The sequence below is a fragment of the Streptomyces sp. JLBG701 genome (assembly GCF_058544905.1).
On record NZ_CM178588.1, the window covers coordinates 2,297,229 to 2,312,221 of the forward strand.

12 protein-coding genes are annotated in these 14,993 nt (G+C 71.1%); 4 read left to right on the forward strand and 8 right to left on the reverse strand.

What is annotated here, in order from left to right; genetic code table 11:
- Nucleotides 1-902 precede the first annotated feature (902 nt).
- Nucleotides 903-2,105, forward strand: coding sequence for an amino acid deaminase/aldolase (locus AC5DRG_RS10585; protein ID WP_491809741.1), 1,203 nt, complete (start codon nt 903-905; stop codon nt 2,103-2,105).
- Nucleotides 2,106-2,130: 25 nt separating this feature from the next.
- On the opposite strand, the gene AC5DRG_RS10590 is transcribed toward AC5DRG_RS10585, so the two are convergent.
- Genes AC5DRG_RS10590 through AC5DRG_RS10600 form a run of 3 tightly spaced genes read right to left on the reverse strand, consistent with a single transcriptional unit; the run spans nt 2,131 to nt 5,656 of the window.
- Nucleotides 2,131-2,913, reverse strand: coding sequence for a 3-oxoacyl-ACP reductase (locus tag AC5DRG_RS10590; protein WP_491809742.1), 783 nt, complete (start codon nt 2,911-2,913; stop codon nt 2,131-2,133).
- Complete coding sequence (locus AC5DRG_RS10595) at nt 2,910-4,283, reverse strand: aldehyde dehydrogenase family protein (RefSeq protein ID WP_491809743.1); 1,374 nt, start codon at nt 4,281-4,283, stop codon at nt 2,910-2,912. The genes AC5DRG_RS10590 and AC5DRG_RS10595 overlap by 4 nt, the downstream gene beginning before the upstream one ends.
- Nucleotides 4,284-4,291: 8 nt before the next feature.
- Nucleotides 4,292-5,656: a glutamine synthetase family protein gene (locus tag AC5DRG_RS10600; RefSeq protein ID WP_491809744.1), complete on the reverse strand. Its 1,365-nt coding sequence runs from the start codon at nt 5,654-5,656 to the stop codon at nt 4,292-4,294.
- An 85-nt stretch (nt 5,657-5,741) separates the two neighbouring features.
- On the opposite strand from AC5DRG_RS10600, the gene AC5DRG_RS10605 reads away from it, so the two are divergent.
- Nucleotides 5,742-6,500, forward strand: coding sequence for a FadR/GntR family transcriptional regulator (locus AC5DRG_RS10605; RefSeq protein ID WP_491809745.1), 759 nt, complete (start codon nt 5,742-5,744; stop codon nt 6,498-6,500).
- 100 nt (nt 6,501-6,600) lie between these two features.
- Nucleotides 6,601-7,284 carry a gamma-glutamyl-gamma-aminobutyrate hydrolase family protein gene (locus tag AC5DRG_RS10610; protein ID WP_491809746.1) on the forward strand — a complete coding sequence of 228 codons (684 nt, stop codon included), beginning with the start codon at nt 6,601-6,603 and terminating at the stop codon, nt 7,282-7,284.
- Nucleotides 7,285-7,311: 27 nt separating this feature from the next.
- Here the strand turns inward: AC5DRG_RS10610 and AC5DRG_RS10615 are convergent, their stop codons facing one another.
- A complete protein-coding gene (locus tag AC5DRG_RS10615) occupies nt 7,312-8,238 on the reverse strand; it encodes a LysR family transcriptional regulator (protein WP_491809747.1) in 927 nt (308 codons plus the stop codon).
- 70 nt (nt 8,239-8,308) lie between these two features.
- Between AC5DRG_RS10615 and AC5DRG_RS10620 the strand changes: the two genes are divergently transcribed.
- Complete coding sequence (locus AC5DRG_RS10620) at nt 8,309-9,436, forward strand: TDT family transporter (protein WP_491809748.1); 1,128 nt, start codon at nt 8,309-8,311, stop codon at nt 9,434-9,436.
- Nucleotides 9,437-9,440: 4 nt separating this feature from the next.
- Here the strand turns inward: AC5DRG_RS10620 and AC5DRG_RS10625 are convergent, their stop codons facing one another.
- From AC5DRG_RS10625 to AC5DRG_RS10640, 4 genes are all read right to left on the reverse strand, one after another.
- Complete coding sequence (locus AC5DRG_RS10625; protein ID WP_491809749.1) at nt 9,441-10,007, reverse strand: helix-turn-helix domain-containing protein; 567 nt, start codon at nt 10,005-10,007, stop codon at nt 9,441-9,443.
- Between the two features lie 151 nt (nt 10,008-10,158).
- Nucleotides 10,159-11,127 (reverse strand): hypothetical protein, encoded by a 969-nt coding sequence (locus AC5DRG_RS10630; RefSeq protein ID WP_491809750.1) that lies wholly within the window; start codon nt 11,125-11,127, stop codon nt 10,159-10,161.
- A 145-nt stretch (nt 11,128-11,272) separates the two neighbouring features.
- A complete protein-coding gene (locus AC5DRG_RS10635; protein ID WP_491809751.1) occupies nt 11,273-13,882 on the reverse strand; it encodes an ABC transporter permease/substrate binding protein in 2,610 nt (869 codons plus the stop codon).
- The gene (locus AC5DRG_RS10640) at nt 13,875-14,963 is read right to left on the reverse strand and encodes a quaternary amine ABC transporter ATP-binding protein (protein WP_491809752.1); all 1,089 of its coding nucleotides are present in this window, start codon (nt 14,961-14,963) and stop codon (nt 13,875-13,877) included. The genes AC5DRG_RS10635 and AC5DRG_RS10640 overlap by 8 nt, the downstream gene beginning before the upstream one ends.
- Nucleotides 14,964-14,993 lie beyond the last annotated feature (30 nt).

Here is a 14,993-nt window from a genome sequence, read left to right on the forward strand (position 1 = left end):
AGCTGGGTCGTCGACTCCGACGCGTTCTCGGCGGGCGCGGTGCGGCCGGTCGGTGCCGTGGGCCGACGGCTCGGCCGAGGCGGAAGGCCGCCGGACCCGGCCGGTCCCTCGTTCTCACGCCGGTCCTCATCACGACCGGCCGACGGCGGCGCGTCGGGGAAACGGGCCGAGGGCGGGGGCGGAGGCGGGACCAGGCGCTCGGCGTCGCGAGCGGGGTACGCACGGAGGCGCGGGATACGGGGATGGGCGGGGGCCGAACCAGGGGCGGGCCGAGGGTCGTCCGCGCCGCTCTCCCGCACGGTCGAGGTCCCGTCAGGGCCCACGACGAACGACGCCGCTTCGGGGCGCGAGGGAGTGCCGTTGGCCGTCACGGGCGCGGGCGGCGCTGCCGGGGTGCCCATGGGCCTGGCCGGAGTGTGTGCGCCCGGCTGCCCGTTCGGCCTCGGGGGTACCTCCGGAGGCAGCGGTCCCGGGCCCACCGGATGACGCGTCGAGGATCCGTCCGCCGGTCCTGCTGCAGAGGCATCGTCCCGGTCCGGGCCGGACCCGTTGGTGGGTGTCGGGGGCTCCGTCGGGCGTGGGGGTGTCGTGGGGCGCGGTGGGACGGAGGAGCGCCGCGCTTCCGTGCTCATGCACCCCCCGTTCACTCGTGCCCGGCCGCTCGCTCGGGCGCGGGCCGCCGTTCTGTGCCGACGCCCGGTGCGAAGTCGCCGTCCGGGCACGCATACCCGCACAGGTGGACGGCCATCCCCGGCACGAAAGTCCGGGCGTGGTCGTCACGCCGTGCGTGCGCGTCACTCTACGGCTTGCCCCCACTCGAACGGGAACCAGTCCGCGACGCCGGGGCATCTGCCCGGAACGTCCCCCTACCCTGCGGTAATCCTGTCTGGCAGGCTTCGTTCATGACTGCGCGCGCCGCCGACCGGGCCCGTTACGACCGGGCCACCGCTCATCTCGACGCCCCTCTCGCGATAGTGGACCTGGACGCCTTCGACGCCAACGCGGACGATCTCGTCCGCCGGGCCGGGGGCAAGCCGGTCCGCGTCGCCAGCAAGTCCGTCCGCTGCCGAACCCTCCTCGAACGCGTCCTCGCGAAGGACGGCTTCGCGGGCATCATGTCCTTCACCCTCGCCGAGTCCCTGTGGCTGGCGCGCTCCGGATTCGACGACGTCCTCCTCGCCTACCCCTCGGCCGACCGCACCGCCTTCGCCGAACTGGCCGGCGACCCCAAGCTCGCCGCCGCCGTGACCGTGATGATCGACGACCCGGCGCAGCTCAAACTCATCGACGACGCGCGGGGTGGCGGGCGCGAGGTCGTCCGGGTCTGCCTTGAGCTCGACACCTCGCTGCAGATGTTCGGCGGGCGAGTGCGGATCGGTGCCCTTCGCTCGCCGCTGCGCTCGCCCGCCCAACTCGCCGACATGGCCCGTACGGTGGCCGGGCGGCCGGGTTTCAAGCTCGTGGGGATCATGGCGTACGAGGGGCACATCGCCGGTGTCGGTGACGCGGTCGCCGGACGGCCGGTGCGCTCGCGCGCCATCCGGCTGATGCAGGCCACCGCCCGCCGTGAACTCGCCGAGCGGCGCGCCGAGGTGGTGCGGGCGGTCCGGGCTGTCGCGCCCGACCTGGAGTTCGTCAACGGCGGTGGCACGGGCAGCGTGCAGCACACGGCGGCCGAGGACGCGGTCACCGAGATCGCGGCCGGCTCCGGGCTGTACGTGCCGCGCCTGTTCGACAACTACACGTCCTTCACCGGGCGTCCGGCCGCTCTCTTCGCCCAGCCCGTCGTACGCCGGCCCGGTGTCGGCGTCGTCACGGTGCTCGGCGGCGGCTACCCGGCGTCCGGCGCACCCGGACCCGACCGGCTCCCGGTGCCGTATCTGCCGGAGGGGCTGCGCTACGACCCCCAGGAGGGACCCGGCGAGGTGCAGACCCCGCTGCTCGGCTCACCGGCCGACGACCTGCTCATCGGGGACCGGGTGTGGTTCCGGCACGCCAAGGCCGGTGAGCTGTGCGAGCGGTTCGACGTACTGCATCTGATCGAGGGGGACGCGGTGACGGCGACCGTCCCCACGTATCGCGGGGAAGGCCACACGTTCCTCTAGCCGACGGTTGACGACTGGTCGATGGCTACAGCGGCGTGACGTACGCGCCCGAGATCCCGCCGTCGACCAGGAAGTCGCTCGCGTTCACGAACGAGGAGTCGTCGCTCGCCAGGAAGGCCACGGCGGCGGCGATCTCCTCGGCCTCCGCGAACCGGCCCACCGGGATGTGCACGAGCCGGCGGGCGGCCCGCTCGGGGTCCTTGGCGAACAGCTCCTGGAGGAGCGGGGTGTTGACCGGGCCGGGGCAGAGCGCGTTGACGCGGATGCCCTCCCGCGCGAACTGCACGCCCAGTTCACGGGACATGGCGAGGACGCCGCCCTTGGAGGCCGTGTACGAGATCTGGGACGTGGCGGCACCCATCCTCGCCACGAAGGACGCCGTGTTGATGATGGAGCCCTTGCCCTGGCGCCGCATGTAGGGGATGGCGGCCTTGCAGCACAGGTAGACGGAGGTGAGGTTGACCTCCTGGACGCGCTTCCATGCCTCCAGGCCGGTCTCCAGGATGGAGTCGTCGTCGGGTGGGGAGATACCGGCGTTGTTGAAGGCGACGTCGACGCTGCCGTAGGTGTCGTAGGCCGTCTTGAACAGCGCCTCGACCTGCTCGGGGTCGGTGACGTCGACCTTGACGAAAATCCCGCCGACCTCCTCGGCGGCGGCCTTGCCGCGCTGCTCGTCGACGTCGCCGCAGACGACGTGGGCGCCCTCGGAGGCGAGCCGGCGCGCGGTGGCGAGGCCGATGCCGCTGCCGGCTCCGGTGATGACGGCCGTGCGGCCGACCAGGCGGCGGCACACAATCTGTTCGGTCACTGTGCGGGGCCTTCCGTGCTGATGAAGACGTTCTTGGTTTCGGTGAAGGCGGCGAGGGCGTCCGGGCCGAGCTCGCGGCCGACGCCGGACTGCTTGTAGCCGCCGAAGGGGGTCCAGTAGCGGACACTGGAGTGGGAGTTGACGGACAGGTTCCCGGCGCGGACGGCCTGGGAGACGCGCAGGGCGCGGCCTACGTCCCGGGTCCAGATGGAGCCGGAGAGGCCGTACGGGGTGTCGTTGGCGAGGCGGATCGCGTCCTGTTCGTCGGTGAAGGGCAGGAGCACGGCGACCGGGCCGAAGATCTCCTCCCGGGCCGCCTCGGAGTCGTGCCGCTCCCCCGTGAGAACGGTCGGCGCGAACCAGAAGCCGGGCCCGTCGGGGGCGCTGCCGCGCAGGGCGGGGGCGTCGTCCGGCACGAACGACCGTACGCGATCCAGCTGCTGACGGGAGATCAGCGGGCCCATCTGCGTCTTCTCGTCGGCCGGGTCGCCCACGACGACGGCGGCCAGCGCGTCGGCGAGCAGTTCGCGGACCTCGTCGTACACGGACTCCTGGACCAGGATGCGGGTGCGGGCGCAGCAGTCCTGGCCGGAGTTGTCGAGGAAGGAGAAGGGATCCACGGCGGCCTTGAGATCGGCGTCCGCGAAGACGATGTTCGGGCTCTTGCCGCCGAGTTCGAGGGTGACCGGCTTGACCTGGTCGGCGCAGAGCGCCATGACGCGCTTCCCGATCCGCGTGGAGCCGGTGAAGACGATCTTGGCGATGCCGGGCTGCCGTACGAGGGAGTCCCCGGCGATGTCGCCGCGCCCCGGCAGCACCTGGAAGAGGTGTTCCGGGAGCCCGGCCTCCAGGGCGAGTTCGGCGAGCCGCAGCGCCGTCAGCGGGGTCGTCTCGGCCGGTTTGAGGATGACCGCATTGCCGGCCGCGAGCGCGGGGGCCGTGCCCCAGGCCGCGATCGGCATGGGGAAGTTCCAGGGCGCGATGACTCCGACGACGCCCAGCGGTTCGAGGAGGGTGACGTCGAGGCCGCCGGGCACGGGGATCTGCCGGCCCGCGAGCCGCTCCACTCCACCGGCGGCGTAGTCGAGGAGGTCACGGACATTGCCGGCCTCCCAGCGGGCGTTGCCGATGGTGTGGCCGGCCTCGCGCACCTCCAACTGAGCGAGTTCCTCAAGGTGTTCGTCGACCACGACGGCGAAGCGGCGCAGCAGCCGGGCCCGGTCGGCGGGCGCGACGGTCGCCCACACGCGCTGCGCCAGGGCGGCTCGATGGACGGCGGCGTTCACGTCCTGCTCGACGGCGCCCGGAACAGTGGCGATCACCTCCTCCGTCGCGGGGTTGAGGACGTCCAGTTCGTACGGTTGCGACAAGAGATACCTCACATGCGTTCGAAGGAGCGACGCAGCTCCCAGTCGGTCACCGCGGCGTCGAAGGCGTCCAGTTCGACGCGCGCCATGTTGCGGTAGTGGGCGACCACCTCGTCGCCGAAGGCGGCCTTGGCGATCGGGCTGTTCTCCCAGAGCTCGGCGGCCTCGCGCAGGGTGGTCGGCACATGCTCGTACTCGGCGGTGTACGCGTTGCCCGCGCATGCCTCGGGCAGCTCCAGCTTCTGCTCGATGCCGTACAGCCCGGCGGCGACGAGCCCGGCCACCGCCAGATACGGGTTGACGTCGCCGCCGGGCAGCCGGTTCTCGAACCGCATGGAGCGCCCGTGCCCGACGATCCGCAGCGCGCAGGTCCGGTTGTCGTACCCCCAGGCGACGGCGGTCGGGGCGAAGGAGCCCGGCTGGAACCTCTTGTACGAGTTGATGTTGGGCGCGTACAACAGCGAGAACTCGCGCAGCGCGGCCAGTTGCCCGGCGAGGAAGTGCCGCATGACGTCGGACATGCCGCCTTCGCCGCCGCCCGCCATGACGTTGCTGCCGTCGGCGTCGGCGAGCGAGAGATGGATGTGGCAGGAGTTGCCCTCGCGCTCGTTGTACTTGGCCATGAAGGTGAGCGAGACGCCCTCCTGGGAGGCGATCTCCTTGGCGCCGGTCTTGTAGACGGAGTGCTGGTCGCAGGTGACGAGGGCGTCGTCGTACTTGAACGCGATCTCGTGCTGCCCGGGGTTGCACTCGCCCTTGGCGGACTCGACGGTCAGCCCGGCGGCGGTCATCTCGTTGCGGATGCGGCGCAGCAGCGGCTCGATGCGGCCGGTGCCGAGCACCGAGTAGTCGATGTTGTACTGGTTGGCCGGGGTCAGCCCCCGGTAGTTGGCGTCCCAGGCGGCCTCGTAGGTGTCCTTGAAGACGATGAACTCCAGCTCGGTGCCGACCTTGGCCGTGTACCCGAGCTCGGCGAGGCGCTCCAGCTGGCGGCGCAGGATCTGGCGGGGGGCGGCGACGACCGGGGAGCCGTCGTTCCAGGCGAGGTCGGCGACGAGCATGGCGGTACCGGCGTTCCAGGGGACGCGGCGGAGGGTGCTGAGGTCGGGGTGCATGGCGAAGTCGCCGTACCCCCGTTCCCAGGAGGACATGGTGTACCCGTCGACGGTGTTCATCTCGGTGTCGACGGCGAGGAGGTAGTTGCAGCCTTCGGTGCCGTGTTCCAGGACGTCGTCGAGGAAGAATCGGGCGGCGAACCGCTTGCCCTGGAGCCGCCCTTGCATGTCGGGGAAGGCCAGGACGACAGTGTCGATCTCACCGCCGGCGACGAGGGCGTGCAGTTCCTCGACGCTCAGCGGGGGTGTGCGGTCTGCCACGGGAAAGCCTCCTTCGGCTTCTACGGTCAGCCGGGAGCCCTAAGGTATTTCCGAGAACCATTGCTTGGGAAGGGGGCGCGACCAGATGGCGGTGGATGCCGACGGCGCCGCGGGCGACGCCACGGACGACACGACCGCGGACCGGCTGACGCCGGTGCTGCGGCCGGTGCGGGCGGGCAACGGCTTCGAGGAGGCCCTGGAGCAGATCCTCCAGGTCGTACGGCTGGGCCTGGTGCCCGGCGGCGAGCGGCTGCCCGCGGAACGGGAGCTGGCGGAGCGGCTCGGGATCAGCCGGGTGACGCTGCGCGAGGTCCTGAAGGTGCTCCAGGACCAGGGTCTGGTCGAGTCCCGGCGCGGCCGCTACGGGGGAACGTTCGTGCTGCCCCGGGCGGACGCCGGTGGCGAGGACGAGCTGCGGCGGCGGATCGCCGAGGTCGACATCGAGGACGTACTGCGGTTTCGCGAGGTGCTGGAGGTGGGGGCGGCGGGCCTGTGCGCCGCGCACGGACTCACGGCGGACCAGGGGGCGCGGCTGCGCGAGGCGCTGGCTCGCACCCACGACGCCCCGCTGGCCGACTACCGCCGCCTGGACACCCTGCTCCACCTCACCCTGGCCGAGCTGTGCGGCTCACCGACGCTGACAGCGCAGTACGCGGCGGTACGGGCCACGGTGAACGACCTCCTGGACTGCATCCCGCTCCTCGTACGCAACCTGGAGCATTCGCAGCGCCAGCACATCGCGATCGTCGACGCGGTGCTCGACGGGGACGCGGACGGGGCCCGGGAGATGATGCGGGAGCACTGCTCGGGGACGGCGGCGCTGTTGCGGGGGTTCTTGGCGTGAGGGGCGGTTGAGGGGGGCTTGAGGGGTCTTGTGGTTCTGAGGCATGCTCGGCAAAGGTGTGGAGCCAATCCATTGCCGTAGGCGGGAAGCTGGAGGACGCATGGTGGGCAGACCGCTGATCGGCATCAGTACGTATCTGGAGGCCGGTGCGCGCTGGGGCAAGTGGGCGCTGGAGGCGGCGCTGCTGCCGGCCGGGTATCCGCGGCTCGTGCAGCGCGCGGGCGGCCTTGCCGCGATGCTCCCGCCGGACGAGCCCGAGCACGCCGCCGCGGCCGTGGCGCGGCTCGACGGTCTGGTGATCGCGGGTGGCCCGGACGTGGAGCCGGTCCGCTACGGCGCCGAGCGCGGCCCCCGCACCGGCCCGCCCGCCCTCGCCCGGGACGCCTGGGAACTCGCCCTGATCGAGGCCGCGTTGACCGCGAGCGTCCCCGTCCTGGGCATCTGCCGGGGCATGCAGCTCCTGAACGTCGCCCTCGGCGGCACCCTCGTCCAGCACATCGACGGCCACGCCGAGGTGCCGGGCGTCTTCGGCCGCCACCCGGTGAAGCCGGTGCCGGGCACGCTGTACGCCGACGCCGTCCCGGAGGAGACGTCGGTACCGACCTTCCACCACCAGGCGGTGGACCGGCTCGGCACGGGGCTCGTCGCGTCGGCGTACGCGGTGGACGGGACGGTGGAGGCGGTCGAACTGCCCTCGGCGGACTGGGTGTTGGGGGTGCAGTGGCATCCGGAGATGGGCGAGGATCTGCGGGTGGTTCGGGCACTGGTCCGAGCGGCGTCCTGAACCAAGGGTTTCTCGCCCCCGCCGCCCCTAACCCCGCGTCAACGCCAGCAACTCCCGCGCCGGGCCGGTAGGCCGATGCCCCGTGGGCCACACCGCGCGCAGGTCTCGGGCCAGCCGCACCCCCTCCAACGGAATGCTCACCAACCGTCGCGTCGACAGCTCCTCCCCCACCGCCAGTTCACTCAGGACCGCCGGGCCCGCACCACTCACCGCCGACGCCTTCACCGCCGTAGTCGACGACAGTTCGATCAGTGGGCGCGCAAGGCCGCCCAGCGCCGCATCCAACACCTGCCGAGTACCCGACCCCTCCTCCCGAAGGATCAGCGGCGTCACCGCCAACTCCTCCCCCGCCAGCGGCCGACGCCGTCGGGCCCAGGGATGGCCGGGTGCCGTCACCACGATCAGGCGGTCGTGGGCGATGACCGTGGAGTCGAGGCCGGGCGGGACCGTCAGCCCCTCCACGAAGCCCAGGTCCGCCTCGCCCGACAGGAGCCTCTCCGCCACCGCCGCCGAGTTCCCCGCGAGCAGCGACACCGCCGTGTCCGGCCGCGCGGCGCGCAGCGCCAGCAGCCAGCCCGGCAGCAGATACTCCGCGATCGTCATGCTGGCCGCGACCCGCAGCCGCGAGTCCCGCCGGTCCCGCAAAGCTTGCGCTCCCGCGTCGAACGCCTCCGCCGCCTCGACGACCCGCCGCGCCCAGTCCGTGACCAACGCACCGGCATCCGTCAGCCGGGAACCGCGCGGCGAACGGTCGACCAGGGCCACCCCCAACTGCCGTTCCATGGAACGGATCCGGCTGCTGGCCGCGGGCTGGGTGACGCCGACCTCCCGCGCCGCCGCACCGAGACTCCCCAGCCGCGCCACCGCAAGGAGCAGCTCCAGCGCACCCAGGTCCGGCACCCGGTGCGCCAACCCGGACACCTCTCCGCCCCGCCCATCCACACTGCTGCTCATAAATCCAGCTTATGCCCTCATAGAGACAGGGTCCCTGGTGACCGCCCCGCAACCCCGGCACCGTGGTGGCATGGTCACCGCCGCAGTCCGTCACCTCGGACCCAACTGGTACGCCACCGTCATGGGCACCGCCATCCTCGCCACGGCGGGCGCCTCGCTGCCCGTGCACGTCCCCGGCCTGCGCACCCTCTGCACGGCCGTCTGGGCCCTCGCCCTCACCCTGCTGATCGCCCTCCTCTGCGCCCGGGCCCTGCACTGGACCCACCACCGCGACCAGGCCCGCGCCCACCTCCTCGACCCGGCGATGGCCCCGTTCTACGGCTGTCTCTCCATGGCCCTGCTGGCCGTCGGCGGCGGCGCCCTCGCCGTCGGACGGGACTGGATCGGCGTCACCGCGGCCGTCGCTCTCGACGCCGTGCTGTTCAGCGCCGGTACGGTCGTCGGACTCGCGGCGGCCGTCGTCGTCCCGTACCTCATGGCCGTACGCCATCGTGTCGAACCGGGGCAGGCGACGCCCGTGTGGCTGCTGCCCGTCGTCGCCCCGATGGTGTCCGCCGCGCTCGGGCCCGCCCTTGTGCCGCACCTGCCGGCCGGTCAGGCCCAGGAGACCCTCCTGCTCGCCTGCTTCGCGATGTTCGGGCTGAGTCTCCTCGCCACTCTCCTCATGCTGCCGCTGATCTTCGGGCGGCTGATCACCGGCGGGCCGCTGCCGCTCGCCCTCACGCCGACCCTGTTCCTGGTCCTGGGCCCGCTCGGGCAGTCCACGACCGCCGCCGGCAACTTCGCGGACGTGGCGCCCGGCGTCGTCGCCGCCCCCTACAGCGAGGGCTTCGGTGTCCTAGCCGTCCTGTACGGCGTCCCCGTGATGGGCTTCGCGCTGCTGTGGCTCGTCCTCGCCACCGCGCACGTCGTCCGCGCCCGACGGCGGGGCATGGGCTTCGCGATGACCTGGTGGGCGTTCACCTTCCCCGTCGGCACCTGCGTCACCGGCGCCGAGGGGCTCGCCCGGCACACCGGACTGCTCGCCTTCGACTGGCTCGCGGTCGGGCTGTACGTCGTCCTCGTCGCCGCCTGGGGCACCGCCGCCTCGCACACAGTCCGCGGCCTGGTCAGCGGCGAGCTGCTCGCGGGGCCGCGCCCAGTGCGTGTGGTGATTCCGTCGGCGGCGGTCCGTGCCACGTCAGGTGCCGCCCGCTGACCGTCTAACGCGAGCGGTCCTGGACCGTCTCGATGTGTTCCGCCACCGCGACCACGACCACCCGGGTGTCCGGCACGGTCGCCCGCCAGCGGTGGCGGACTCCGCCCGTGAGGTACAGGGTGTCGCCGCGGCCCAGCCGGTACGCCCGGCCCTCGGCCTCGATCTCCACCGCGCCGTCGGCGACGTACATCAACTGGTCGTTGCGGTGCTGGAATTCACGGCCCGCGTCCTGGTCGCCGGTGAACTCCGAGGCGTGCATCTGGTGGTGACCCCGCACCAGGGATCGCGCCCGGGGTTCGAGCCCGCCTTCGCGCTCCTCCGCGCGAACGACCTCGACGCTGCACGCCGGGTCGGCGGCGGCGAGGAGTTCGACGGCGGTGGTGCGCAGGGCGTCGGCGACCTTCTCCAGGGAGCTTCTGCTGGGGCGCGCCCGCTCGTTCTCGATCTGGCTCAGAAAGGGCACCGAAAGGCCGCTGCGCTCGGCCACGACGGCGAGGGTCAGCTGCAGCGCCCGGCGCCGCCGCCGCACGGCCGCACCCACCCGGAGAGGCTGTTCTTTGTGGTCGCCCATCGCTCCGGCTCCCTCCTTCGCTCGTCGGTCACACGCCCTCATGCCACCGCTTCGGCGCACTCCTTCTGATGAGTTGTCTGCACCCTACGCATGTTCGGCAAACCGTTTCATGCGCCCGTCACATCGACGTCACATTGCGTGTAGTACGACCTCACAATTCGCGCCAGTAGATCAGCTCCCCGGCCTCGTCGGGCGCCGACTCCTCCGTCGGGACGAACAGGCTGACCAGCAGGGCCGGACGGCCGTCCGGGTCGGTGATCAGCGCCGCCGACGGGTTGGCGAAGGCGCGGCTGCCGCCCGGCGTGCGGATCGTGAGCCGGTCGGCTCGGCCGGCCTCGGGGTCGTAGGCGTACGTCCGCCAGCTCCCGAAGTCGCCGCGCCGGCCCTGACCCTCGATCAGCACGAGATCGGTCCCGTTCAGTTCAATGCGTGAGCGGTCCCCTATGTTCCCGCGCGTTCCCCAGGCCTGCAGCGCCCGGTCGAGCCCCTGATCAGGGGATGCGTGCCAGAAGGCGAAGTCCGTCAGCCGGGCGCGGAGTTGGCGGTCGGTGTCGCAGTCCGCCCGGTAGTGCCCCGTCAGTTCGATCGTGTCGCCGTGCACCGAGGTGATGTCCGGGGTGCCCTCGGCACAGTGGGAGAAGACGCGCGGTGCGTCGAACACGCGGTCGGCCGCACCGGTCAGGAGGGCGGTGCGGCTGGGGTATGCCCGCAGCACTATGTGGTTGGCCGGATCCTTCTCGTAGGCGAGGACGTAGCCGCCGGTACCGTCGGCGGCCAGTGAGGGCTGGCTGCTGCCCGCTCCGAAGTCGTGGCGGCGGCTCCAGTGCCGTAGATCCGCGGAGGTGGCCACCGCCGCGTGGAAGCGGCCGTCGGCGAGGGTCGAGTGGTACACGGCGAGATAGCCGCCGTCGGCCGCCTGGACGATCTGCGCGGCGTCCATGGTGCGGCCCGTGTCGTCCCGCGCGTCGAACACCGAGCCGTCCGCGCCGGCCACGTCGCCCGCCAGCCCGGCGAGACGGGCGGTCGCCGTGGACGCCGGTTCCGCGCTCGCCACCGTCAGCGGGGGCACCGTCAGCGCGGCCGCCAGCAACAGGGCGGCGGGCATGAACGGACGGATCACGAGGCGCTCACAGGGACGGCGAGGGGAGGAAAGTCGAGAGTACGAAGTCGCGGCCGTCCTCGGACATGACCCGAGGGGTGGGCTTCACCACACGCTGTCAGGACGCGTGGCGAAGCCCACCCCTCGGGGGTTGTCGGCGCAGCCGCTACTGCGGTGTCATCCGGTCGACCATGTCCGGGTGCTCCTTCAGCCAGGCGGCGACCGCTTCCTCCTCGTGCCCCTGGCCGCGGTCCTTGATCTCGCTCTCCAGGCTGCCGAGCTCGGCCTCGCTCATGGTGAAGTTCTTGATCCACTTCGTGAGCTGCGGGTACTGCTCCGGGAAGTCCTTGCTGGAGATGGTGCGGATCGTGTTGCCCTCGCCGAACAGCTTCTTGTCGTCCGCGAGCTTGGTCAGCTGGTACTCGCTGTACGCCCAGTGCGGGGACCACAGGACGACGGCGACCGGCTCCTTCTTGGCGTACGCGCGCTTCAGCTCGGCCAGCATCGCGGGCGTGGAGCCGTCGACGACCTCGTACTCCTTGTCCAGGCCGTAGCCGGGCAGGACCTTCGTCTTGAGCAGGTTCATCTCGCCGGTGCCCGGCTCGATGCCGATGATCTTCCCGTCGAAGGTGTCGCCCTTGCCCTTGAGGTCCGCGAGGGACTTGACGTCCTTCACATAGGAGGGCACGGCGATCTCCAGGGAGGTGGGCTGGTACCAGGTGCCCAGGTCTCTCAGGTCGTTCTTGTGCTGGTCCCAGTAGTTGGACTGGGCGTACGGCAGCCAGGCGTCGAAGTTGAGGTCGAGGTCACCGGAGGCGAGGCCCGTGTAGACGGGGCCGACGTCCATCTGCTTGAGGTTCAGCGTGTAGCCGCGCCGGGCCAGGACGTTCTTCCACAGGTAGGTGACGGCGACGTCCTCGTCCCAGGGGAACCAGGCGACGTCCAGCGGGCGCTTGGTCTCGGCAGCGGCCGAGGCGTTCTTCACCGGGGCCAGCTTGTCGACGACGCCGGGGTTCTTCTTCAGCCAGGCGCGCACGGCGTCCTGCTGCTTGCCCTGGCCGGCCTTGTTGATCTCCGACTCGAGACTGGTGAGCTGCTGCTCGGTCATCTTGAAGTTCTTCAGCCACTCGCCGACGACCGGGTTGTCCTGGGCGAAGCCCTTCCGGGAGAGCGTGTGCACTCCGTCGCCCGAACCCCAGGCGCCCTTGGGATCCTTGAGCTTCTTCAGGTCGTAGTCGCTGTACGCCCAGTGCGGCGACCAGAGCGTGACGACGACCGGCTCCTTCTTGGCGTACGCGCGCTTCAGCTCGGCCAGCATCGCGGGCGTGGAGCTGTCGACGACCTTGTACTCCTTGTCGAGGCCGTACTCCTTGAGGACCTTGGTCTTGAGCAGGCTCATCATTCCGGCGCTGGACTCGATGCCGGTGATCTCGCCGCCGAACTCGCTCGCCTTGCCCTTGAGGTCCTCCAGGGAGTCGATGCCCTTCATGTACGAGGGGACGCTGAGCTCCAGTGAGGTCGGGCCGTACCAGGAGCCCAGGTCGTCGAGTCGCTTGCCGTACTTCTTCCAGTACTGCTCGTGCGTGGTCGGCAGCCAGGAGTCCGTCTCGAAGTCGATGTCGCCCTGGGCGAGGGAGGTGTAGAGGGGGCCCGCGTCGAGCTGCTTCGTGGTGACGTCGTAGCCGCGCTGCTCCAGGATCTCCTTCCAGAGGAAGGTGGAGGCGACGCCCTCGTCCCACGGGATGTAGCCGATGCTGATCTTCTTGCCCTGGCCGACGTTCTCGCCGTCGGCGGCGGTGGACGTCGAGTTGGTGCCGCCGAAGATGCCCATGCCGCCGCCCACGAGGGCGAGGATCACGACTCCGATCACGGCGACCTGCGGACGGGGGCGGTAGGACCAGATCCTCAGGCCCTGGGAGGCGCGGGCCTTGGCGGCGGCGCGGCGGCCGAGCGGGGAGACCTGGGTGCCCAGGGCGCTGGTCATGCGGTCCAGGTAGATCGCGAGGATCACGATGGCGACACCGGCCTCGGAGCCGAGGCCGACGTTGAGCTGGCCGATGGCCTCGTTGACGTCGCCGCCGAGGCCGCCGGTGCCGACCATGCCGGCGATCGCGGCCATGGACAGGCCGAGCATGATGACCTGGTTCACGCCGGCCATGACGGTGGGCAGCGCGAGCGGGAGCTGGACACGCAGGAGTGTGTCGCGCGGGGTGGTGCCGAACGCGTCGGCTGCCTCGACCAGTTCCTTGTCGACCTGGCGGATGCCCAGCTCGGTCATGCGGACGCCGGGGGCGAGCGCGAAGATCAGGGTCGCGACGATGCCCGCGGAGGCGCCGGTGCCGAAGAACAGGATCGCCGGGATGAGGTAGATCATCGCGGGCAGCGTCTGCATGAAGTCCAGGACCGGGCGGACGATCCCGCTGACCCGGTTGGAGCGCGCCGCCCAGATGCCCACCGGCACCGAGACGACGAGGGCGATGATCGTGGCGACGAGGACGAGCGACAGGGTCACCATCGCGTCCTCCCACAGTTCGAGGGAGTCGATGAAGGCGAATCCGACGAAGGTGAGGAGGCCGGCCGTCGTGCCGCGCAGCCAGAACGCGAGCACGGCGAAGATGCCCGCGAGGATCAGGGGTTCGGGCGCCTGGAGGACGGCGTCGATGCCGTCGTAGGTGCCGGTGAAGACGGTCTTGAGGAAGTCGAAGAGCCAAGAGACATGGTTGAGCAACCAGTCGACGGTGTCGTTGACCCAGTCGCCGAGCGGGATCCTAGGCACGGGTCACCGCCATGTCGCCGCCCTTGTCCCGCGGGGAGTCGCAGGCCTCCGGGGCGCCCTGTTCGTCGCCGAGGAAGCCGATGAGGCGTTGCCTCGGGACTCGGCCCACGAGTTTGCCCTTCGCGTCGAGGACCGCCACCGGGTGCGACAACCGGGCGCTGATCGCGCAGAGTTCGCCGAACGGCGTGGCGGTCGTCGCGGTCTCGCAGCCGCAGCTGACCTCGTCGCCGGCGACGTCCGTGTCCATGACGGAGGAGGCGGTCAGCACGCGGGAGCGGTCGACGTCCTGGGTGAAGGAGGCCACGTAGTCGTCGGCGGGCCGGATGAGGATGTCCTCCGCGGTGCCGATCTGGACGATGCGGCCGTCGCGCATGACGGCGATGCGGTCGCCCAGGCGCATGGCCTCGTTCAGGTCGTGGGTGATGAAGACGATCGTCTTCTTGAGGGTCTTCTGGAGCTGGAGGAGCTGGTCCTGCATGTCGCGGCGGATCAGCGGGTCGAGCGCGCTGAAGGACTCGTCCATGAGGAGCAGGTCGGCGTCGGTGGCGAGGGCGCGGGCCAGGCCCACGCGCTGCTGCATGCCGCCGGACAGCTCGTCGGGCCAGGACTTCTCCCAGCCCTCCAGGCCGCACAGGGCGAGCGCCTCTGCGGCGCGCTGCTCGCGCTCGCGGCGGGGCACGCCCTGGACGGACAGGCCGTAGGCGGCGTTCTCCAGGACGTTGCGGTGCGGGAAGAGGGCGAAGTGCTGGAAGACCATGCTGATCTTCTTCGCGCGGACCTCGCGCAGTTCGCGGTCGCTGAGCGCGGTGAGGTCCTGGTCCTCGAAGCGGACGTGCCCCGCGGTCGGTTCCAGGAGGCCGTTGAGCATGCGCAGCAGCGTGGACTTGCCGGATCCGGACAGGCCCATGACGACGAAGATCTCGCCCGGTTCCACGGTGAAGGACGCGTCGATCACGGCGGCCGTGGTCCCGTCGGCGCGCAGCTCTTCCCGGTCGGTTCCCTTTCGGAGCCGTTCGACCGCCTGGTCCGGCCTTCTGCCGAACACCTTGTAGAGCTCGTTGGCCTCAAGTCTGGCTGACACGCGTACCTCTTGTCTCGACGGCAGGGAAGG

What these genes read in the sequence shown, in the direction of transcription:
- AC5DRG_RS10585 (WP_491809741.1), top strand. Translation starts at nt 903, where the DNA reads ATGACTGCGCGCGCCGCCGACCGGGCCCGTTACGACCGGGCCACCGCT.
- AC5DRG_RS10605 (WP_491809745.1), top strand. Translation starts at nt 5,742, where the DNA reads ATGGCGGTGGATGCCGACGGCGCCGCGGGCGACGCCACGGACGACACG.
- AC5DRG_RS10610 (WP_491809746.1), top strand. Translation starts at nt 6,601, where the DNA reads ATGGTGGGCAGACCGCTGATCGGCATCAGTACGTATCTGGAGGCCGGT.
- AC5DRG_RS10615 (WP_491809747.1), bottom strand. Translation starts at nt 8,238, where the DNA reads ATGAGCAGCAGTGTGGATGGGCGGGGCGGAGAGGTGTCCGGGTTGGCG.
- AC5DRG_RS10620 (WP_491809748.1), top strand. Translation starts at nt 8,309, where the DNA reads ATGGTCACCGCCGCAGTCCGTCACCTCGGACCCAACTGGTACGCCACC.
- AC5DRG_RS10625 (WP_491809749.1), bottom strand. Translation starts at nt 10,007, where the DNA reads ATGGGCGACCACAAAGAACAGCCTCTCCGGGTGGGTGCGGCCGTGCGG.